16 protein-coding genes are annotated in these 19,746 nt (G+C 37.9%); 6 read left to right on the top strand and 10 right to left on the bottom strand.

Going from position 1 to position 19,746, the window contains the following annotated elements:
* Positions 1-7 precede the first annotated feature (7 nt).
* From scpA to udk, 4 genes are read right to left on the bottom strand one after another with little or no spacing between them, the layout of a single operon-like run.
* Positions 8-2,074, bottom strand: coding sequence for a methylmalonyl-CoA mutase (gene scpA / locus HCO57_RS13705; protein WP_167989486.1), 2,067 nt, complete (start codon positions 2,072-2,074; stop codon positions 8-10).
* A complete protein-coding gene (locus HCO57_RS13710; RefSeq protein WP_167989487.1) occupies positions 2,067-3,443 on the bottom strand; it encodes a methylmalonyl-CoA mutase subunit beta in 1,377 nt (458 codons plus the stop codon). Before HCO57_RS13710 ends, scpA begins: the two co-directional genes overlap by 8 nt.
* Before the next feature lie 59 nt (positions 3,444-3,502).
* Positions 3,503-3,829, bottom strand: coding sequence for an FtsB family cell division protein (locus HCO57_RS13715; RefSeq protein ID WP_167989488.1), 327 nt, complete (start codon positions 3,827-3,829; stop codon positions 3,503-3,505).
* On the bottom strand, positions 3,830-4,438 hold the full coding sequence (gene udk, locus HCO57_RS13720) for a uridine kinase (RefSeq protein WP_136950974.1): 609 nt from the start codon (positions 4,436-4,438) through the stop codon (positions 3,830-3,832).
* A 200-nt stretch (positions 4,439-4,638) separates the two neighbouring features.
* Between udk and HCO57_RS13725 the strand changes: the two genes are divergently transcribed.
* The 4 genes from HCO57_RS13725 to HCO57_RS13740 all read left to right on the top strand — a co-directional run bounded on the left by HCO57_RS13725 (position 4,639) and on the right by HCO57_RS13740 (position 9,430).
* Positions 4,639-5,124, top strand: a complete 486-nt coding sequence (locus HCO57_RS13725; RefSeq protein ID WP_167989489.1) for an acetyl-CoA carboxylase biotin carboxyl carrier protein subunit — start codon at positions 4,639-4,641, stop codon at positions 5,122-5,124.
* 15 nt (positions 5,125-5,139) lie between these two features.
* The gene (locus tag HCO57_RS13730) at positions 5,140-6,582 is read left to right on the top strand and encodes an acetyl/propionyl/methylcrotonyl-CoA carboxylase subunit alpha (protein ID WP_167989490.1); all 1,443 of its coding nucleotides are present in this window, start codon (positions 5,140-5,142) and stop codon (positions 6,580-6,582) included.
* A gap of 4 nt (positions 6,583-6,586) precedes the next feature.
* The gene (locus HCO57_RS13735; protein ID WP_167989491.1) at positions 6,587-8,128 is read left to right on the top strand and encodes an acyl-CoA carboxylase subunit beta; all 1,542 of its coding nucleotides are present in this window, start codon (positions 6,587-6,589) and stop codon (positions 8,126-8,128) included.
* 87 nt (positions 8,129-8,215) lie between these two features.
* The gene (locus HCO57_RS13740; protein ID WP_167989492.1) at positions 8,216-9,430 is read left to right on the top strand and encodes a multidrug effflux MFS transporter; all 1,215 of its coding nucleotides are present in this window, start codon (positions 8,216-8,218) and stop codon (positions 9,428-9,430) included.
* Here the strand turns inward: HCO57_RS13740 and HCO57_RS13745 are convergent.
* The 5 genes from HCO57_RS13745 to nagB all read right to left on the bottom strand — a co-directional run bounded on the left by HCO57_RS13745 (position 9,427) and on the right by nagB (position 16,795).
* The gene (locus HCO57_RS13745; RefSeq protein WP_167989493.1) at positions 9,427-10,506 is read right to left on the bottom strand and encodes an anhydro-N-acetylmuramic acid kinase; all 1,080 of its coding nucleotides are present in this window, start codon (positions 10,504-10,506) and stop codon (positions 9,427-9,429) included. The two genes, HCO57_RS13740 and HCO57_RS13745, sit on opposite strands and share 4 nt — an antisense overlap.
* A gap of 1 nt (position 10,507) precedes the next feature.
* On the bottom strand, positions 10,508-12,016 hold the full coding sequence (locus tag HCO57_RS13750) for a glycoside hydrolase family 3 protein (protein ID WP_167989494.1): 1,509 nt from the start codon (positions 12,014-12,016) through the stop codon (positions 10,508-10,510).
* 2 nt (positions 12,017-12,018) lie between these two features.
* The gene (locus tag HCO57_RS13755) at positions 12,019-13,287 is read right to left on the bottom strand and encodes an MFS transporter (protein WP_167989495.1); all 1,269 of its coding nucleotides are present in this window, start codon (positions 13,285-13,287) and stop codon (positions 12,019-12,021) included.
* The gene (locus HCO57_RS13760) at positions 13,287-14,774 is read right to left on the bottom strand and encodes a glycoside hydrolase family 10 protein (RefSeq protein WP_167989496.1); all 1,488 of its coding nucleotides are present in this window, start codon (positions 14,772-14,774) and stop codon (positions 13,287-13,289) included. The genes HCO57_RS13755 and HCO57_RS13760 overlap by 1 nt, the downstream gene beginning before the upstream one ends.
* A gap of 80 nt (positions 14,775-14,854) precedes the next feature.
* Positions 14,855-16,795 carry a glucosamine-6-phosphate deaminase gene (gene nagB / locus HCO57_RS13765; RefSeq protein ID WP_167989497.1) on the bottom strand — a complete coding sequence of 647 codons (1,941 nt, stop codon included), beginning with the start codon at positions 16,793-16,795 and terminating at the stop codon, positions 14,855-14,857.
* Positions 16,796-16,969: 174 nt separating this feature from the next.
* Between nagB and HCO57_RS13770 the strand changes: the two genes are divergently transcribed.
* Positions 16,970-17,719 (top strand): DeoR/GlpR family DNA-binding transcription regulator, encoded by a 750-nt coding sequence (locus tag HCO57_RS13770; RefSeq protein ID WP_167989498.1) that lies wholly within the window; start codon positions 16,970-16,972, stop codon positions 17,717-17,719.
* A 1-nt stretch (position 17,720) separates the two neighbouring features.
* Positions 17,721-18,536 carry an N-acetylmuramic acid 6-phosphate etherase gene (gene murQ / locus HCO57_RS13775; RefSeq protein ID WP_167989499.1) on the top strand — a complete coding sequence of 272 codons (816 nt, stop codon included), beginning with the start codon at positions 17,721-17,723 and terminating at the stop codon, positions 18,534-18,536.
* Here murQ and HCO57_RS13780 read toward each other — a convergent pair.
* Positions 18,533-19,657, bottom strand: coding sequence for a PQQ-dependent sugar dehydrogenase (locus HCO57_RS13780; RefSeq protein ID WP_167989500.1), 1,125 nt, complete (start codon positions 19,655-19,657; stop codon positions 18,533-18,535). The two genes, murQ and HCO57_RS13780, sit on opposite strands and share 4 nt — an antisense overlap.
* Positions 19,658-19,746 lie beyond the last annotated feature (89 nt).

Below are 19,746 nucleotides of genomic sequence, written 5' to 3' on the forward strand. Positions count from 1 at the left end.
TTCAGTTTTAATTCATTAAAATTTCTAATAATGTAATAGCGGCTTTACTAATTTTAGTCCCAGGTCCAAACACTGCAGCAGCACCTGCACTAAACAAATAATCATAATCTTGTTTGGGTATAACGCCACCCACAATAACCATTATATCTTCTCTACCATGTTCAGCTAATGCTTTAATCACAGCAGGTATAAGTGTTTTGTGCCCACCAGCTAAAGAAGAAACTCCTAAAATATGCACATCATTCTCCACGGCTTGTTTAGCAACTTCTTCTGGTGTTTGGAAAAGTGGTCCTATATCTACATCAAAGCCCAAGTCTGCATAACCCGTAGCTACAACCTTAGCGCCGCGGTCGTGCCCATCTTGCCCCATTTTAGCAATCATAATTCGTGGACGTCTACCCTCTTCTAAGGCAAACGTATCTGCTAGTTCTCTTGCTTTTAAAAAGCTCTCGTCATTATTTATCTCTTTGCTATACACACCAGAAACCGATTGTATTTTTGCCTTATGCCTGCCAAACGCCTGTTCCATAGCATCACTTATTTCACCAAGTGTTGCTCTAGCTTCTGCCGCATCCACAGCTAAAGCTAACAAATTTTTAGAAGAATCGCCAGCCAATTTAGCCTTAGAAACAGTAGTGATTTGTTCTAACAACTGTTTTACTTTTTTAGTGTCTCTTGTGGTTCTAATTTGGTTCAAGCGTTCAATTTGTTGCGCTCGTACTTTTTGGTTGTCTACCTCTAAAATTTGTAAATCGTCCTCTTCTTCTAATTGGTATTTGTTAACGCCTACTAAAATTTCTTTACCACTATCTAAACGTGCTTGTTTTTTTGCTGCAGCTTCTTCAATTCGGAGTTTAGGAATACCCGCTTCTATAGCTTTTGTCATACCACCAAGCTTCTCTACTTCTTGAATGTATTCCCAAGCTTCATTCGCAATTTGGTCCGTTAGTTCTTCTACATAATAACTGCCAGCCCAAGGGTCTACCGTTTTTGTAATTTGGGTTTCTTGCTGTAAAAATAGTTGTGTATTACGAGCTATTCTAGCAGAAAAATCTGTTGGTAAAGCAATAGCCTCGTCCAAAGCATTAGTGTGTAAACTTTGCGTGCCTCCAAAAGCAGCTGCCATAGCCTCAATAGTTGTTCTCGCTACATTATTAAAAGGGTCTTGTTCTGTAAGACTCCACCCACTAGTTTGGCTATGCGTTCTAAGCATAAGAGACTTTTGGTTGCTAGGTTCAAATTTGGAAACAAGTTTAGCCCATAGCATACGAGCTGCGCGCATCTTTGCAATTTCTGTAAAATGCCGCATGCCAATACCCCAGAAAAACGATAAACGTGGTGCAAAATCATCTATTTTTAATCCTGCTTTTAGTCCTGTACGGATGTATTCTATACCATCTGCTAGAGTGTAAGCAACTTCTAAGGCAGCCGGAGCACCAGCCTCATGCATATGATAGCCAGAAATACTGATACTGTTAAATTTTGGCATCTGTTTGCTGGTATATTCAAAAATATCTGCAATGAGCTGCATGGATGGGGTAGGAGGATAGATATAGGTATTGCGCACCATAAACTCCTTTAAAATATCGTTTTGGATGGTACCTGATAACTGGTCCAAGGCTACTCCTTGTTCTTTTGCAGCAACGATGTAGAAGGCCATTATGGGTAATACCGCGCCATTCATGGTCATAGAAACAGACATTTTATCTAGTGGAATGCCATCAAATAATACCTTCATATCTTCCACACTGTCAATCGCTACGCCAGCTTTACCAACGTCACCAATAACTCGTTCATTATCACTATTATAACCTCGGTGTGTAGGTAGGTCAAAGGCTACAGAAAGACCTTTTTGACCAGCAGCAAGATTTCTTCTATAAAAGGCATTACTATCTTCTGCGGTCGAGAATCCTGCGTATTGTCTAATGGTCCAGGGTCTTCTAACATACATAGTAGAATAAGGGCCTCTTAAAAAAGGAGCAATACCTGCAGCAAACCCCTCATGTCCATTTATAGGTTTAGCTTCGCTACTTTGTGAACTTAGTTCTAAGTTTTGTATGTTGATTCTACTCATCTTTTAATCGGTTTTGTTCTACAGTTTCTGCTAATCTTTTACGTAGAATTGGTGGTAAAAGGGTTTTTCTTTTGTTGCATACCATGAAGGGCGATTTCTGTAGTGACGCCTTCATTTTATCTTGCGGATTTTGATATACATTAGTGCCGATTAAGGGTAGTTGGCCAGCATCAAACAAGGACTGTTCTTTTTGTGCAGCTGCTTTTATCTTTTTCTGTAAAATGCCTTTTTTTAGATTAGCTAAAAACCCGCCTGAAGTTTCTAATTGTTTCCATAAATCTAACGCAGCCTGAGCCAATTGATACGTTAATACTTCAATATAATAAGTGCCATCTGTAGCATGTAATGCTTCATCTAGGTATGCTTCTTCTTTTAAAAGCAATAATTGGTTTCGTGCTATGCGGTCACCAAATTCATTACTATAATTAAAAAGTGTATCATAAGGGGTGTTTATTATAGTATCCGCACCTCCCAAAACAGCTGCCATACTTTCTACAGTGGTACGTAGCATATTCACATTATAATCATAAATAGTTTTGTTCCGTAATGTAGGTGTAGCTGTTAATTTAAATGTAAAATTACCTTCGTACTTATTTTGCAGGCTTTCTAACAACCAACGTAAAGCTCTTAATTTTGCAATTTCAAAAAAATAGTTGCCTCCAATGGCAAGATTAAAATTTATATAGCATTGGCCACCAGCTTCTGCTAGGTTTAAATACTCACTCGCGTGTGCAAGTCCATAAGCTAATTGTTGCACGCAATTGGCACCCGCATTTTGGTACAATTCCAGATTTACTGTATGGCTGTAAACATTTACGGCGTTATTGGTAGCCATTAAGTCCTTCGCAGCCTGTAAATCGGTCTCCATAGTGCTAGACCAATTTCCGGTTTCTGCTAATTGCCCAATAGGATCATAGGTCAAAACCAAACTTTGATATTCTGGTTTCCATTCTTCTAATATACTTTTATAGTGTGTTGTAGAAGGGTTCGTGAATCCTAACTGTAAAGCAATTTCTTTTTTGTTTATTCCTTTTAATAGTGTAGATAGGTCTGCCGTAGTAGGGATAGCAGATATACAGATTTCTTGAGCACCATTATTAATGGCCTTTAATGCAACACTATTGCTTTCTTGTTCCGTGGCAAAAATAAGGTGTTGCGCTGCTCTCCACTGGTGCTTTTTAGGCATTTTGTAACGGGGCAATGCTTCTAAATCTTCTTGGGAATAGAAAGGTTTTACTTTTATACCTTCTAAAGTTTCCCAAACTAAGGTGTCATTATAGTCCGCTCCTTTAAGGTCTACCTGTATTTTTTGTTTCCATTGCTTGGCGCTAACCTCAGAAAACTCATCAAAAAGAGGATGTTGATCCATACTTTAAAGATTCAGTTTGTTAGTGCAAGGCCTGCAAAAGATATTTTATTAGAGCCTTGCTATTGCTTTAGTTTTAGACTGTCTTCGTATTCAATTAAAAAGATTTCTTCACCATCTTTTTTCATAAAATACTTTTCCCGAGCAAACTTTTCTAGCTCGTCTTTACTAGACAATTTTTCCAAGAGTTTTTTATCGTGCTCAATCTCTTTTTGTAAAAACTCCTTTTTCTGTTCAAGTTTATTTATTTCCTTTTGCAGCTCCCTGTGTATTAAAAGGGAATTGGTGTCAAAAAAGGCCATCCAAATAACAAAAATAGTCAAGACTAAAACATAGGTGTTAGTCATGATTTTAATCCATTTTTTTTGTCTTAAGGCCTTTAACCCCATTTATATCAACTTATTGTTAATAATGGTACGTACCATATCTACCGCAACTGTATTATAATGGTTGTTAGGTATAATTATATCTGCAAACTCCTTGGAGGGCTCTATAAATTGATTGTGCATAGGCTTTACGGCAGTTTGGTAGCGGTAAAGTGCCTTTTCTAAGTCGTGCCCACGTTCTTTAATATCGCGTTGTAAACGTCTTATTAGACGTTCGTCTGAGTCTGCATGTACATAAATTTTTATATCAAACAACTTTCGTAATTCAGGATTGCTTAATACCAAAATGCCTTCTACAATTATAACCTTTTTAGGTGCTGTAGGTATGGATTCTGGTAAACGTGTTTCTTCTACAAAAGAATACACAGGAATAGCTATAGGTGCGCCTGCTCGTAAGGTGTTTATATGTTGTATGAGCAAGTCAAAATCTATAGAATTGGGGTGGTCAAAGTTTACTTTGCTTCGCTCCTCTTTGGTAAGGTAAGATAAATCGTTGTAATACGAATCCTGTGAGATAACCACAACTTCATTTTCTGGAAGTTCATCAACTATTTGTTTTACAACTGTAGTTTTACCACATCCGGTACCACCCGCGATTCCGATAATTAACATGAGAATAATTTTACGCCAAAAATACACATTTGACCCTATTTGCAGGGTTTTAAATGTGCAATACCTTAAATTTATATGTGCTTTTTGTCTTTCTTACGAATTAAGCATTTAAAAATCAACAAGTAAAATTCATTTTTTGAATATTTGCTAATTATTTAGCAAATAACCTATCTTTAAATGCGAGAAATTTAATGATTTCAATGGAAAATAAATATATTCTTAAGGTTGATGGCGGTTCTGAGTTTTCGTTAACAGCAAAAGACCTTACACAATTAAATGTAGTTGCGTCTGGTCAAAATCTTTTTCATGTTTTACATAACGATGAAAATTTTAAAGCAGCTGTAGTAGGGAGAGATTTTCAGAATAAAACCTATCAAGTAAAAATTAATGCCACTGTACACACGGTTACTATTCAAAATCCACTTGCCACACTAATCAAAGACATGGGTTTAAGTGTTAATGCAGGAGCTGTGGTCAACAGTATAGAAGCGCCCATGCCCGGTCTTATTTTAGATATTGCAATTAAAGTAGGGCAAGAAGTAGCGGAAGGTGATACCCTGTTAATCTTAGAAGCGATGAAAATGGAGAATGTATTAAGCGCTCCACGCGCTGGGGTCATAAAAGAAATTGCAGTGGTTAAAGGCGATGCAGTTGAGAAAAAACAAGTGTTGATTACGTTTGAATAATTCTTGTAAAGTAAGATGAAAAAAATATTAGTTGCCAATAGAGGAGAAATTGCCCTTAGGGTAATGAAAACCGCAAAGAAAATGGGAATTAGAACCGTTGCTGTTTTTTCAGAAGCGGATAGAAATGCGCCACATGTAAGTTTTGCGGACCAAGCTATTTGTTTGGGGCCAGCACCTTCTAATCAATCGTATTTATTGGGTGATAAAATCATTGCAGAGGCCCAGCGTTTGGGTGTAGATGGTATACATCCAGGGTACGGATTTTTAAGTGAAAATGCGGATTTTGCGGAGGCGGTAGAAAATGCAGGTTTAACCTTTATAGGACCCAAATCTCACGCTATAAGAGTTATGGGTAGTAAGCTTGCTGCCAAAGAGGCGGTTAAAAGTTATGATATTCCCATGGTTCCTGGTATAGAAGAAGCCATTACAGATGTTGCCAAGGCTAAAGCCATCGCTAATGAAATTGGCTTTCCTATTTTGATAAAGGCATCTGCAGGTGGTGGTGGTAAAGGCATGCGTGTAGTAGAAAAGGAAAGTGATTTGGAGCAACAAATGAATCGTGCCATAAGCGAAGCTACTTCTGCATTTGGTGATGGCTCCGTATTCATAGAAAAATATGTTACCTCTCCTCGTCATATTGAAATTCAGGTTATGGCAGACACGCATGGTAACTATCTTCATTTTTTTGAGCGGGAATGCAGCATACAGCGCAGACATCAAAAAGTAGTAGAAGAAGCGCCTTCCGCAGTATTAACCCCTGCCTTACGTACAGAAATGGGGGAGGCAGCTAAAAGAGTAGCCAAGGCCTGTGATTATGTGGGAGCTGGTACTGTAGAGTTTTTGTTAGACGGAGACCATAATTTTTACTTTTTAGAAATGAATACCCGCTTGCAAGTAGAGCACCCGGTTACCGAATTAATTGCAGGGGTAGATTTGGTAGAATTGCAAATAAAAGTAGCCCGTGGGGAAGCACTGCCTTTTAAGCAAGAAGATTTAAAAATTACTGGGCATGCTATGGAACTTAGAGTGTATGCAGAAGACCCGTTGAACGATTTTTTGCCAAGTGTAGGTTTGCTGTCTAAATACAACATCCCTGTTGGGGAAGGTATTCGCGTGGACAATGGGTTTCAAGAAGGTATGGAAATTCCTATTTATTATGACCCAATGTTGGCTAAATTAATTACGTATGGTGCTACAAGAGAAGAGGCCATTGCTTTAATGGAAAAGGCTATTGCGGCCTATGAGGTAGAAGGGGTGCAAACTACCTTGCCTTTCGGAACTTTTGTTATGCAACACCATGCATTCACCTCTGGTGATTTTGATACTCATTTTGTTAAAAAATATTACAATCCAGAACAATTAAAAGAAGGACAAGAAAAAGAAGCACATTTGGCCGCCCTATTGGTCTTAAAATTGTATTTGGACGATAAAAAAACACTAAGACTGCCCATTGCTTAAAATTATGGACGATAAAATTAAACAGTTACAAGATAAAGTTGCTCAGGCTCATTTAGGAGGCGGGGAAAAACGTATAGAAAAGCAACATGCTAAAAAGAAATTAACGGCTAGAGAGCGTATTGCATATTTACTAGACGAAGGTTCTTTTGAAGAGATGGGAATTTTAGTGACCCATAGAACAACGGACTTTGGAATGGAAAAGGAGCAGTATTACGGTGATGGCGTTGTTACAGGTTATGGTACAATTTCGGGTAGGCAAGTTTATGTTTATGCGCAAGATTTTACCGTGTTTGGTGGTGCGCTATCAGAAACGCATGCAGAAAAGATTTGCAAGGTTATGGATTTGGCAGTAAAAGTAGGAGCCCCAATTATAGGCCTTAACGATTCTGGAGGAGCGCGTATCCAAGAAGGGGTACGTTCTTTGGGTGGATATGCCGATATTTTTTTTAGAAACGTACAGGCTTCTGGGGTAGTTCCGCAAATTTCTGCCATTATGGGGCCTTGTGCGGGTGGTGCCGTTTATTCCCCAGCAATGACAGATTTTATCGTGATGGTAGAGCAAACCAGTTACATGTTTGTAACAGGTCCCAACGTGGTTAAAACTGTTACCAATGAAGAGGTGACATCAGAAGAGCTGGGTGGCGCTAGTACACACGCAAGTAAATCGGGCGTAGCCCATAGGACATCTCCAAATGATGCTGCTTGTTTGGAGGATGTTAAGAGATTATTGTCCTATTTGCCTCAAAACAATCAAGAAAAAGCCAAAAAACTACCCTTTGTACCTGGAGAAGAGGTGAGAGAACAATTAAAGGGAATTATTCCAGATAATGCCAACAAACCGTATGATATGCATCAGGTAATTCATGGTATTATTGATGTAGATTCTTTTTATGAAATTCATAAAGACTACGCAGAAAATATAATTACTGGTTTTTCTCGTATTGGTGGGCGTAGCGTAGGGATAGTTGCTAACCAGCCCATGGTTTTGGCAGGAGTGTTAGATGTAGATAGCTCTATAAAAGCGGCACGTTTTGTTCGTTTTTGCGATGCTTTTAATATTCCACTTTTAGTTCTTGTAGATGTACCTGGCTTTTTACCTGGAACGGACCAAGAATGGAATGCAATTATTACCAACGGCGCTAAATTACTTTATGCTTTGAGTGAAGCCACCGTACCACGGGTTACCTTAATTACTAGAAAAGCATATGGTGGTGCTTATGACGTAATGAATTCTAAGCATATTGGAGCCGATTTTAACTTTGCTTGGCCTTCTGCAGAAATTGCAGTAATGGGCGCTAAAGGAGCTAGTGAAATTATTTTTAGAAAAGAAATTGCTGATGCAGAAGACCCTGAGGCTAAATTAAAAGAGAAAGAAGCCGAGTATGCAGATAAGTTTGCTAATCCTTACAGAGCAGCTAGTCGTGGTTTTATAGACGAGGTAATTTTACCGGAAAATACCCGTAGAAAATTGCTGAAAACCTTCGCGATGTTAGAAAATAAAACTGTTGTGCCTCCTAAAAGAAAGCACGGTAACATTCCCTTGTAGTTAACAATACAAGCATAAGTGTTTAACTTAACAAAAGTTAAACACTTATTGTTTCTGGCATGTTCTAAGAGTACCTAATTTTGCCAGATGCAAAACACAACCCAAAAACCTAGTTTTGAGTTCATCGCATTAATGGCTTCTTTAATGTCTATTGTAGCCTTGTCTATAGATGCGCTTTTACCTGCTTTTCCAGAGATAGGTGTGAGCATTAATAGTTTAGACGCTACAGAACATCAAAAATTGGTGACGATGATTTTCTTAGGGTTGGGTGTTGGACAACTATTTTTTGGCCCGTTATCAGACGCTATTGGTCGTAAAAAAGTGGTGTATTTAGGTATGGTTATCACGCTTTTAGCAAGCTTGGTTTGCGTGTTCTCTCCTAATTTAGAATGGATGCTTTTTGGGCGAATTGTTCAAGGAATAGGATTATCTACCTCTAGGTCTATTTCTATCTCCATGATAAGAGATATGTACAAAGGAGATGTAATGGCAAAAGTGATGTCTTTTGTGACTGCTTTTTTTATTCTTGTCCCTGTTGTAGCTCCCGCATATGGTAAATTGGTTTTGGACCTTGCTAACTGGCAAGCCATTTTTTATTCGCAAATGGTCATTACAATACTTGTTGGGTTTTGGTTTTGGAAGCGTCAACCAGAAACGTTAAAGCCAGAATACAAACAACCTTTTACAATACGAATGTTTTGGGACGGGTTCAAAGAATTTTTAAAATACAAAGAATCAGTGGCTTTTACTCTTATTTCTGGTCTAGTGACGGGAGCATTTTTAGTGTATTTAAGTGCGTCTCAACACATATTTGAAGACCAATATGGATTAAAAGAATCGTTTCCCTATATTTTTGCAGGTTTAGCTATATCTATAGGGTTGTCTACACTATCTAACGGTACATTAGTATTACGTTTTGGTATGCGTAGGCTTTCCTTAACGGCACTTATTCTTTTCTGTATCATAGCTCTAGCATTTGTTGTCTTGTACATGGGGGGTCCAAACCCTAATGTGTATGTTTTGGTAGCCTTTTTATCGTTACAGTTCTTCTGTTTAGGGTTTATGTGGGGTAATTTTAGGTCTATAGCCATGGAGCCAATAGGGCATATTGCTGGTATAGGAGCTGCTATTAATGGTTTTTTCTCAACTGTGGTAAGTATCCCAATTGCTACTTTTATCGGATTATTTGTAGATACTCATGTATATCCTTTATTTCTCGGACTTGCCGTCTGTGGACTATTGTCCTTAGCTATATTTCTTTACGTTCGCAAAGCGAAAAATTTGGTGCCGGCTACTTCTTAATTTGGATGATGTAACACGCCAGAGCAAGAATCTCTACTAGCACCGGTTACAGATTTGAGTATATTAATTTGGTTTTCTACCCTAAGCACTCCCATAAAAGCAAAAACTAAGGCCTCTTTGTAATCAATTATAGTTTTGGATGGAACTATTAATTGAATTGCTTCTGGTAAATAAGTGGTTAAAGTTTGTGTGTAAAATGTATTCAATGCTCCGCCACCTGTGACCAATAGTTGTGTGTTTATAATTGGTTTTTCTTTTTTGATAGAAAATGCTATTTGTTGGCAATTATGATGAATTATAGTATGTAACAGGTCTTTTGTGGATGCGTCTTTAAATTTTTCTAATATAGGAATAACCGCTGCCCTAAACCACTCGTATCCTGTGCTTTTTGGGTAGGGCAATTGGTAATATGTGAGTGCATTTAACTGCCTAAGCAAATCTGGGAGCAAAGTTCCTTGACGTGCCAAGTTGCCATTCTCATCGTAAGCTAGTCCTATTTTAGCGGTTAAATAATTTAAAGGCATATTGGCAAGGCCGATATCATAAGCAATACGTTTCTCCTCCTTATCAAAAGAAATATTACTGATGCCTCCCAAATTAAGACAAAATTGATGAGAAGCAAAGAGTAACTTATCTCCAATAGGTACTAAAGGCGCACCTTGACCACCAAGAGCTACATCTAAAGTTCTAAAATCATTAATTACAATACAACCTGAAGCTTCTGCTAACGCTTTGCCATCCCCTAATTGAAAAGTAATTCCCTCTGCGGGTCTGTGGTGAGAGGTATGCCCATGACTAGCTATAAAATCAACGGATATATGGTGTGTGTCCAAAAAGTTCTTGGCTTGTGCTCCAAGCCATGTGCCATAAGTAATATGTAGTTGTTGGTGTGCAGCAGGTGAAAGGATAATGGCATGTTTAAGTTGCTGGTACAGCTGTTCTTGGTAAGGTATTGTTGTAGCTTGATTAATGCTGAATTTCCACTCATTTCCTTCCTGCCAAAGGCTACAATGTGCAATATCTAATCCGTCTAAGGAAGTGCCAGACATTAACCCCAAAACCGAATACTTTTTCATATCAATCTAAATGTACGGGCAACTCTCCGTAGGAGGGCAGTTCTTCTAAAAACTGCTGTGCAGCGTAGGTTTGAAAAGGTTTAAAATCTTGATAAGTAATATAGATTCCTTTAGCCTTTTTATATGCTAAGGTATTCAGAGCGTATGGGTTGCCAAAGTGATAAATAAGAGCATCTTTTGTAGCCACAAGCGTATTGAATAATTCTATTTCTTCTTTACTTAATCCAAAATTGTCTAAGGGTTTTGCAGAAGGCGGATTTACTACGATTAAGACCTGTTTGGAATTGATAGCTTCAACCAGATTAGCTGCCCTTTGTTTTAATAGTTCTGTAAAATAGGATGTTTTCGTTCCTAGGTTTACCAACTGAAAGGGTTCTTTTTTAAAGCGAGATAGATTAAAGTTTGGAGTGTAATTGGTAAGACTGTATTGAGCAATAGCCGCATTCAAACTACTTTCATTGGCAAAATTATGTTTTGTTTTTTGTTGTAACGCCTTTTGTTTTAAACGTTGAATGCGTTGGTATTTTTCATCGATTTCGGAAGCACTTGCTTCCGCTTCAATTTTAGCAATACCTGCTGCGGTATTTTCTGCAAAGCAAAGTATGTCTACCCCTGCCTTAAAAGCTTGCAGTTCAACTTCTCCTTTTATTGTAAACAATTTGCTAATACTGTGCATGTTTAAAGCATCAGAAATAACCACCCCATTGTACTGTAATTCTTCTCTGATCAAGCTGTTAATGATGGTTTTAGAAAGTGTAGCGGGTTTCTTAGGGTTCTGCTCTAACTGTGGTAGTGCCAAATGCCCAACCATAATGCTATCTAAATTTTCCTTGGCAATGTGTTTAAATGGGTATAACTCGTTTTCTTGTAAATTCTGTAGGGATTTGTTAATAATGGGCAACCCTATGTGAGAATCTACAACAGTATCTCCATGCCCAGGAAAATGCTTCACAGAATTTAGAATACCACAAGACGCCATACCGTCTAGAAAGGCTTTTGCCTTAGCGGTTACCCGAATTTTATCGCTCCCAAAAGAACGATACCCTATTACCGGATTTTTAGGAGTGCTATTTATATCTATTACGGGAGCTAAATTCCAGTGAATACCGGCGTGTAAACAGTCTTGTGCAATTTGTTGCCCTACTTGGTAAATCAGTAGGTTTTTAGAAAGAGGCAAAGCACCCAATGTAATAGCGTATGGATACTGCGGGGTATTTTCAATGCGCATGGCTAAGCCCCATTCTGCGTCTATTGCTATCAAAAGCGGGTATTTTGCCGCTTTTTGATACCGGTTGATGAGGTAGGTTAACCGCTCAAAACTTTGTTCATTGTAAAGAACCTTTTTTTTACCCTCAAAATTAGTGGCAGCGCTTGCTCTGGAGTGAAAAAAGCATAGTGCCCCTACATGATGTGTGGCAATCAAGCCTTCTAAAGATTTAATTTCTTTTTCTGAATCGTTTATAAAAGCAGCGGGCATAAATAGCTGACCAATTTTTTCTCGGAGTGTCATTACTAATTGTTTAAGGTTTTTTTACCAAAATCCGCAGGGTAATCTAAAAATCGTACTAATACGAGCGCAGGAATAGCTGCAAAAGCAACCCAAAAAAAGAATCCGTCGTAACCCAACCACTCTTGGATATAACCGCTAATCATTCCAGGTAACATCATCCCAAGAGCCATAAAACCTGTAGCTAAAGCATAATGACTTGTTTTGTAAAAACCCTCTGCTACGTAGATGAGGTATACTAAAAAGGCAGCAAATCCAAAGCCATAACCAAATTGCTCTATGATTACGGTGCCTACTATGGCAAACATACTGGTAGTTTTAGTAATTGCTAAAAGTGCGTACAACAGATTAGGTAAGTTAAGCGAAAGAATCATGGGAAGCATCCATTTTTTTAATCCATCTTTAGAAATCAAAATTCCACCAAGAATACCACCTAACGAAAGAAAAATAATGCCTACTGTTCCATAAATTGTTCCAACAGCTTCAGTAGCTAATCCCAAACCGCCTTTTGCGGTATCATCCAATAAAAAAGGAGAAGTCATTTTTACCAATTGAGACTCCCCTAGGCGATAGGTTAAAATAAAAGCTAAGGATAACCAAATACCTTTTTTTGAAAAAAATGTGCTGAAAATAGTTCCAAAATGCGCATTTTGATTGACTTTAGAGCTATTTTCCTCTGCTTTGGGAGATGTAAAGAAATTGCTAATGGTGAGTACGGCCATTAATACGGCGGTGGCTATCATTGTAAAACTCCATGCTTTAGCCGTATTTTCTAATTGATGCTCTAGAAAACCAGCTAGGATAACAATAAGACCTTGACCTGTAACCATGGCTAGACGATAAAATGTACTGCGCATGCCAATAAAAAAAGATTGCTTTTTCTCACTCAACGCCAACATATAATAGCCGTCAGATGCAATGTCATTGGTGGCAGAGGCAAAAGCAACCATCCAAAAACAAGCAAGGGTAGCTGTTAAAAAAAAGTCGGTTTGTAGAGTAAGTCCAATCCCCAAAAAAGCCAAAGAAATAAGTAATTGCATACTCAAAAACCACTTTCGTTTGGTAAAATTTAAATCTACAAATGGACTCCACAAAGGTTTTAAAACCCATGGAATATAAAGCCAGCTTGTGTATAGTCCAATTTCTGCATTGCTTAGGCCAAGCTTCTTATACATGATAACAGACAAACCTACTACAATAATGTAGGGTAAACCCTGAGTAAAATAAAGGATTGGCACCCAAAGCCATGCATTTTTATCTTTATCGTTTGTCATTAATTTAATTTTATAGCTATGGGCAAACTATGCTGCCCATATTTACTTTCAAAAACCAGCACAAGTTTTTTTCGGTTCTTAGTAAGTTTTATTGGAAGCCGTAAAATGCCATCTTTGGAAAGATACCGTTTTCCTAAAAGTCTTTTAGGTTCTGTGGGTTCTTTTTTATAGATAAGCACGCTGCGTTGTTTTTGTTCTGATTTAATATTGAAAATGTAATTTTCATCATTTTTTTCTAGTTGAGTTACCGTAATGTTTTGCGGTAAGGGAGCATCATATAACGGTGAAAGGCTAGGAGTGTAAGCTTTGTGTTTGTATAATTTACGCTTAATGGTATTGGCTATTTCTTCATGTGCTAAAAGCGATTTAGCACTAAAGAACACGTTTCCAGAAATGTTGTTGGCACTTCTTGCATAGTTTAATTGAGTGGGTAGTTCTAGTGGATTTCCCCAAGCAATATCTGCATTGTTTTTAATCTTGTAGGGACCATTACCAATATAAATACGGCTATCAAATGCGTTGGTACTCCACCAATCTGCTAATATTTTATGTGAGGCTGGAGCAAAATCCATGCTCCAATAGATTTGGGGAACTAGATAATCTATCCAACCTTTCTCCATCCATAATAGTGGGTTTGCATACAAATCGTGATAGGTAGTCTGCCCTGCTTTGGTAGCTGAACCCTTTGGGTCTGTAGTGTCGTTTTTCCAAACACCAAACGGACTGATGCCAAATTGAACCCACGGCTTAGTGTTTTTAATGGTAGTATAGACATTTTTAATCAATGAATCTACATTGCTGCGTCTCCAATCATCTAACGGTAGTTTTTTTGGATTGTAATTTGCGTAGCTTGTGCTATCTGCGAATATCTGGTCTTTAATGGTGTAGGGGTAAAAATAATCATCAAAATGTAGGGCGTCTATATTGTATTTTTGTACCACCTCTTGCATTATTTCGGCTAAATGTGCTTGTACTTCTGGATTTCCAGGGTCATAGTAGTACTTGGTTCCGTAAGGAATCATCCAATCTTTATGTTGGTAAAAGTCATGTGTAGTGCTTAGTTGCAAAGTATCCAAGGTCATGGTAGCCCGGTATGGGTTTAACCATGCATGGAATTCCATACCTCTTGCGTGCGCTTCTTTTATTAGAAAAGGAACTATGTCTACCGTTTCTTTTAAACTTGTCCCTTGTTGGCCGGTTAGATAAGTAGACCAAGGTGCTAATTTAGTAGGGTAAAGGGCATCTCCTGCAGTTCTTAGTTGTACTATTACAGCATTAAAATTATGAGCTTGATAGTAGTCTAAAAGCGCCAAATAATCTTTCTTTTTTTTCTCAAGGTTATCGCTCCCGTTTTTGGGCCAGTCAATATTGGCAACTGTGGCAATCCAAACGCCTCTAAATTCGGCAGGTGGCGTAGGTACTGCTTTAAATGTACTGCAAGAACCTATGAGAATAGCTAAAATAAGGGCGCTAAAAATAATTTTCATATTTGGGATTACTACATAAAAGGCCTACAAAAAGCTGTAGACCCTTTACAAAGGTAACTAACAAAATATAGCTTTAGCACTTAAAAATGATATTGAACAAAGCCCTCCATAGCCTCATATTCAGCAAGGCCTAATGCATTATATTTTGCAGCTGTTTCTGTATTTCTTTGTTGTGCACGCTGCCAAAATTCGCGCTCATCATTCCCAGGAAACATAGCACTATCTTTTTGGGATTGATGTTTAAATATGGCATTAATTTTACGTTGCATATCTTTTGGTCCAATGGGTACTGCCATTTCCATAGCAGCAATGTCCCATTCTTGCCATGCGCCACGGTATAGCCAAACTTTGCAATCTTTTAACCATTGAGCCCCCGATGTTTTTAACTGTTCCAAAGCCAAATAAATTATTTGTAGGCATACTCTATGAGTACCGTGTGGGTCCGATAGGTCCCCAGCAGCAAAAATTTGATGCGGTTGTACTTTATTTAATAGGTCTACAGTTAACTGAATATCTTTTTCTGAATGTGGCTTCTTTTTTACGGCACCAGTTTCATAAAACGGAAGGTTCATAAAATGTGCATGCGCTTCTTTTACGCCACAATAGCGACAAGCGGCTAAGGCTTCTCCTTTACGGATTAGGCCTTTATATTCTTGTATTTCTGAGCTATCTATTTGGCCGGGTTTTTTGTTGTTTAAAAACTCCCGAACCTCCTTCATTTTAGTTTTTAACTTTTCATCTCCCTTTTCTATTTCTAAGGCAAAATCTAGAAAACGAATTACCTCATCATCAAATACCGCAATATTACCAGAAGTTTGATAGGCAACATGTACCTCGTGGCCTTGGTCTACTAACCGAAGTAGAGTACCGCCCATAGAGATTACATCATCATCTGGATGTGGACTAAAAATAAAAGCGGTTTTAGGGTAGGGGAGCGCGCGTTCTGGTCTATGGCTATCATCTGCGTCAGGTTTACCGCCAGGCCAACCCGTAATAGTAGCCTGTAATTGATTAAATACTTTTAGATTAATCTGCTCAGCAGAACCTATTTCTGCTACCAAATTTCCCATTCCATATTCATTATAATCTTCATTAGTGAGCTTTAAAATAGCTTTTGATAGCTTTTCTGATAACCAAATAGTGGCTTTTTTGATAAGGAAATCATTCCAAATTACCTCTCCTACTAACCAAGGAGTTTCTACACGAGTTAAGAAAGAAGCTGCCGCTTGGTCTAGGATAAAATCGCATTGAGTATGTTTTTGTAAAAAGGTAGCTGGTACGGTTTCTCTAATTTTGCCCTCAACAGCTTCTTTGACGATGTGGGATTTACCTTCCCCCCAAGCCATTAGTATTATACGTTTAGCGGCCATTATAGTACCTACCCCCATGGTTATGGCGCGTTGTGGTACATTTTCCTCGCCAAAAAAATCGCTCGCAGCATCTAATTTGGTAACCCGGTCTAACCGCACTAAACGGGTTTTACTATGAATGCTAGAGCCAGGTTCGTTGAAACCGATATGTCCTGTTCTACCAATACCAAGCATCTGAATGTCTATACCTCCTAAATCTTGAATGCGCTGCTCATAGGCGTCACAAAATGGCCTAATATCACTGGTATGCAAATTTCCATCAGGAATATGCACGTTTTTGCGATTTATGTCAATGTGGTTAAAAAGATGCTCATTCATAAAACGAACATAACTATGTATACTTTTTGGGTGCATAGGGTAGTATTCGTCCAAATTAAAAGTGGCAACATTTTTAAAACTTAAGCCATCTTCTTTATGAAATTTTACCAAATAATCGTAAACCTTAGTAGGCGTAGAACCAGTAGCTAAGCCTAAAATTGCCATTTTGCCTTCTGCCTGTCTCTTTTTAATCAGTTTGGCAATTTCAGTTGCTACAAAATAAGATGCACGGTCAGCATCTTCATGAATTAGGGTGTTAACCTTTTCAAATTTTTGAATTTCTGCTAGATTAGCATCTGAGGTAATTTGCTGTTTATTGATAGTTTTGGTCATGTATATTTGGTATTTTGAGTTTAAAACAGCATAAAACTACAAAATAATCTTTTTTATGCTTTTTATTGCTGTTAAATATGCGTTAAATTGCGTTTTATTGTATTAATACGATTTTTTTATAATAAAAACAGCATAAATCCATTTTAGCTATCTTTGTATTTCTAGCAACGAATCATGTTAAAAGAAGAAAGGCAACGCATTATCCTCAACGAAGTTGAATTACATAATAAAGTTTTGCTAACGGATATAGCAGAACAATTAGCAGTGTCTATAGACACGGTGAGGCGAGATGTAAAGGAATTAGATGGGGAGCAAAAACTTAGGAAAGTTCACGGTGGTGCAGTTTCTTTGGGATTTGCTAATTACAGTCCATCCAGAGCCAATGTATACGCTTTAGATAAAAAAACGACTATTGCAGAAAAAGCAATAAAGCTTATCAAAGCAAATAGTGTAATATTAATAGATGGAGGAACCACCTGTTTAGAGTTAGCTAGGTTATTGCCACAGCATTTGCATTTAACTTGTTTTACCCTAAGTTTACCAGTGGCGATGGAATTGCTGAATAAACCTAATGTTGATACTATCTTTATTGGCGGTAATTTGTCTAAAGATTCGCAAATATCGTATGGAGCTAATACCATCAACAATCTGAGTCAACTAAAAGTAGATTGGGCTTTTATTGGTACAGGTTATGTTGATGCAGCTTTTGGTTTAACAGAGTTTGATTGGGATATTGTACAAACAAAAAAGGCAGTAATCAAGGCGGCGAAAAAATCGGTTTTACTGTGTATTTCAGAAAAACTGAGTTCTCAGCACCGCTATAAAACCTGCGATGTAAGACAGATACACACCATGGTAACGGAGTTGCCTGCAGACCATAGAGATTTAAATCCATTTAAAAATCAAGAAATAACGATAGTATAGTATGGCTACATTCCAAAAAATAACGGAACAACCTTCTTTGCATAATGATTTAGAGCAACAATCTACCTTAAACCTATTAGAAAAAATTAATGAAGAAGACAAAAAAATTGCGGCAGCGGTGGCTAAGACTATTCCCCAAATAGAGCAATTAGTAGAAGCTTTGGTAAGCCGTTTTAACCAAGGGGGGCGTCTTTTTTATATCGGAGCTGGTACTAGTGGTCGCTTAGGAATATTAGATGCTTCAGAAATCCCGCCGACGTTTGGAATGCCCTATGACCGCGTAATTGGTCTTATAGCTGGTGGAGATACAGCAATCAGAAAAGCGGTAGAGTTTGCAGAAGACAATACTGTACAGGCTTGGAAAGACCTTTCTGAATATAACATAACTACAAATGATGTAGTAGTTGGGATTGCAGCTTCTGGGACAACTCCTTATGTGATGGGTGGTATAGAAGATGCTAAAAGGCATGGAATACTCACTGCGGGAATTACCAATAATCCGGGTTCTCCTTTAGCATTACAAAGCGATATTGCCATTGCGGTAGAAGTAGGGCCAGAATTCGTAACGGGCAGTACCCGTATGAAGTCAGGTACCAGTCAAAAATTAGTGTTGAACATGATTTCTACAACATTAATGATACGAATAGGACGTATTAAAGGAAATAAAATGGTAGACATGCAATTGAGTAATAAAAAGTTGGTAGACCGTGGTACCCGCTATTTGGTAGAAGCTTTGAATCTATCTTATGAATCAGCGGAGAAGGCCTTAAAAGAGTTCGGAAGCGTACGTGCAGCTATGCAAGCCTTAAAACCTTAGTGTTTAGCTGGAACTAGTTTATATATCCCTTTATTCTCTACACCAATATAAATAAAACCGTCAGAATCTTGGGTCAGGCTTCGTACCCTGCCAATGCCGTCTAACAACTTTTCACGCCGAACAACTTTGTTGTTTTCAAAAATTAATCGCTCTAAATATTGAAAAGCTAAAGAGCCAACGAGTAGATTGCCTTCCCATTCTGGATAGATACTTCCAGTTACAAAAAGCATATCACAGGGAGCAATAGAGGGTACCCAATAATGAATAGGTTGCTCCATGCCGTTTTGTGCTGTTTTATCTGTAATTTTTGTGCCACTATAATTAATACCATAGGTAATTTGGGGCCATCCATAATTTTTACCCCTTTGTATAATATTTATCTCATCCCCACCTCTAGGCCCATGTTCATGAGACCAAAGCTCTTTTGTTTTAGGATGAAAGGTTAATCCCTGAGGATTGCGATGACCGTAACTGTAAATGGCTTTTTTTGCTTTAGAACTATTTACAAAAGGATTATCATCTGGGATACCTCCATTGGTAGTTATTCTGTAAATTTTACCACCATCTCTAGAAATATCTTGCGGGTTCTTGTCTCTATTGCCTCTATCGCCAACAGAAAAATATAAATTTCTTTTACCGTCTATAACTAGTCTTGAACCAAAATGATGAGCGGTACTACTATTAGGGCTCGCTTTATAAAGTACTTTTACTTCTACAAGCTCTTGATTGTTAAGTTTTGCTCTAGCTATGGCTGTATTACTTCCGTTACCTGTACCTTCTGGAGAACTGTAAGCAAAATATAAATATCCGTTATTTTTGTAATCTGGATCTAAAATTAAGTCGAGCAACCCACCTTGACCACTAGTTTTTATGGCAGGTAAATTTTTTATTTCCTTGGATTCACCATTTTTAAAATGAAGTAGTTTACCTGCTCTTTCGGTAATTAAAATACTTTGGTCAGGTAAAAAAACAAAGCTCCAAGGAACGCCAGTATAGCGGAGGTACAAATCTGCCGTAATGCCTGTTTTTTCTGGGGTTACGATAGTTTTGTCAGTTGTTTGCGCACAAGAGGTGTTGAGCAGTACAACGAAAAAATGCAAGGTGAGTATATACTTTTTCATAAATTCATCGTTAGAATAATAGTTTTATAGGTTGAAATGCAAATTTCTATCTACGAATAAAAATAATGAGATTATAAGCTAAATAATTA

This window comes from Croceivirga sp. JEA036 (assembly GCF_011882165.1).
Lineage (GTDB): Bacteria > Bacteroidota > Bacteroidia > Flavobacteriales > Flavobacteriaceae > Croceivirga.

Excerpts from the sequence above, each read along its gene's own strand:
- HCO57_RS13755 (WP_167989495.1), bottom strand. The coding sequence starts at position 13,287 with ATGACAAACGATAAAGATAAAAATGCATGGCTTTGGGTGCCAATCCTT.
- HCO57_RS13750 (WP_167989494.1), bottom strand. The coding sequence starts at position 12,016 with ATGACACTCCGAGAAAAAATTGGTCAGCTATTTATGCCCGCTGCTTTT.
- HCO57_RS13760 (WP_167989496.1), bottom strand. The coding sequence starts at position 14,774 with ATGAAAATTATTTTTAGCGCCCTTATTTTAGCTATTCTCATAGGTTCT.
- HCO57_RS13770 (WP_167989498.1), top strand. The coding sequence starts at position 16,970 with ATGTTAAAAGAAGAAAGGCAACGCATTATCCTCAACGAAGTTGAATTA.
- murQ (WP_167989499.1), top strand. The coding sequence starts at position 17,721 with ATGGCTACATTCCAAAAAATAACGGAACAACCTTCTTTGCATAATGAT.
- HCO57_RS13740 (WP_167989492.1), top strand. The coding sequence starts at position 8,216 with ATGCAAAACACAACCCAAAAACCTAGTTTTGAGTTCATCGCATTAATG.
- HCO57_RS13780 (WP_167989500.1), bottom strand. The coding sequence starts at position 19,657 with ATGAAAAAGTATATACTCACCTTGCATTTTTTCGTTGTACTGCTCAAC.
- HCO57_RS13730 (WP_167989490.1), top strand. The coding sequence starts at position 5,140 with ATGAAAAAAATATTAGTTGCCAATAGAGGAGAAATTGCCCTTAGGGTA.
- HCO57_RS13745 (WP_167989493.1), bottom strand. The coding sequence starts at position 10,506 with ATGAAAAAGTATTCGGTTTTGGGGTTAATGTCTGGCACTTCCTTAGAC.
- HCO57_RS13735 (WP_167989491.1), top strand. The coding sequence starts at position 6,587 with ATGGACGATAAAATTAAACAGTTACAAGATAAAGTTGCTCAGGCTCAT.
- udk (WP_136950974.1), bottom strand. The coding sequence starts at position 4,438 with ATGTTAATTATCGGAATCGCGGGTGGTACCGGATGTGGTAAAACTACA.
- HCO57_RS13725 (WP_167989489.1), top strand. The coding sequence starts at position 4,639 with ATGGAAAATAAATATATTCTTAAGGTTGATGGCGGTTCTGAGTTTTCG.
- HCO57_RS13715 (WP_167989488.1), bottom strand. The coding sequence starts at position 3,829 with ATGGGGTTAAAGGCCTTAAGACAAAAAAAATGGATTAAAATCATGACT.
- HCO57_RS13710 (WP_167989487.1), bottom strand. The coding sequence starts at position 3,443 with ATGGATCAACATCCTCTTTTTGATGAGTTTTCTGAGGTTAGCGCCAAG.
- scpA (WP_167989486.1), bottom strand. The coding sequence starts at position 2,074 with ATGAGTAGAATCAACATACAAAACTTAGAACTAAGTTCACAAAGTAGC.
- nagB (WP_167989497.1), bottom strand. The coding sequence starts at position 16,795 with ATGACCAAAACTATCAATAAACAGCAAATTACCTCAGATGCTAATCTA.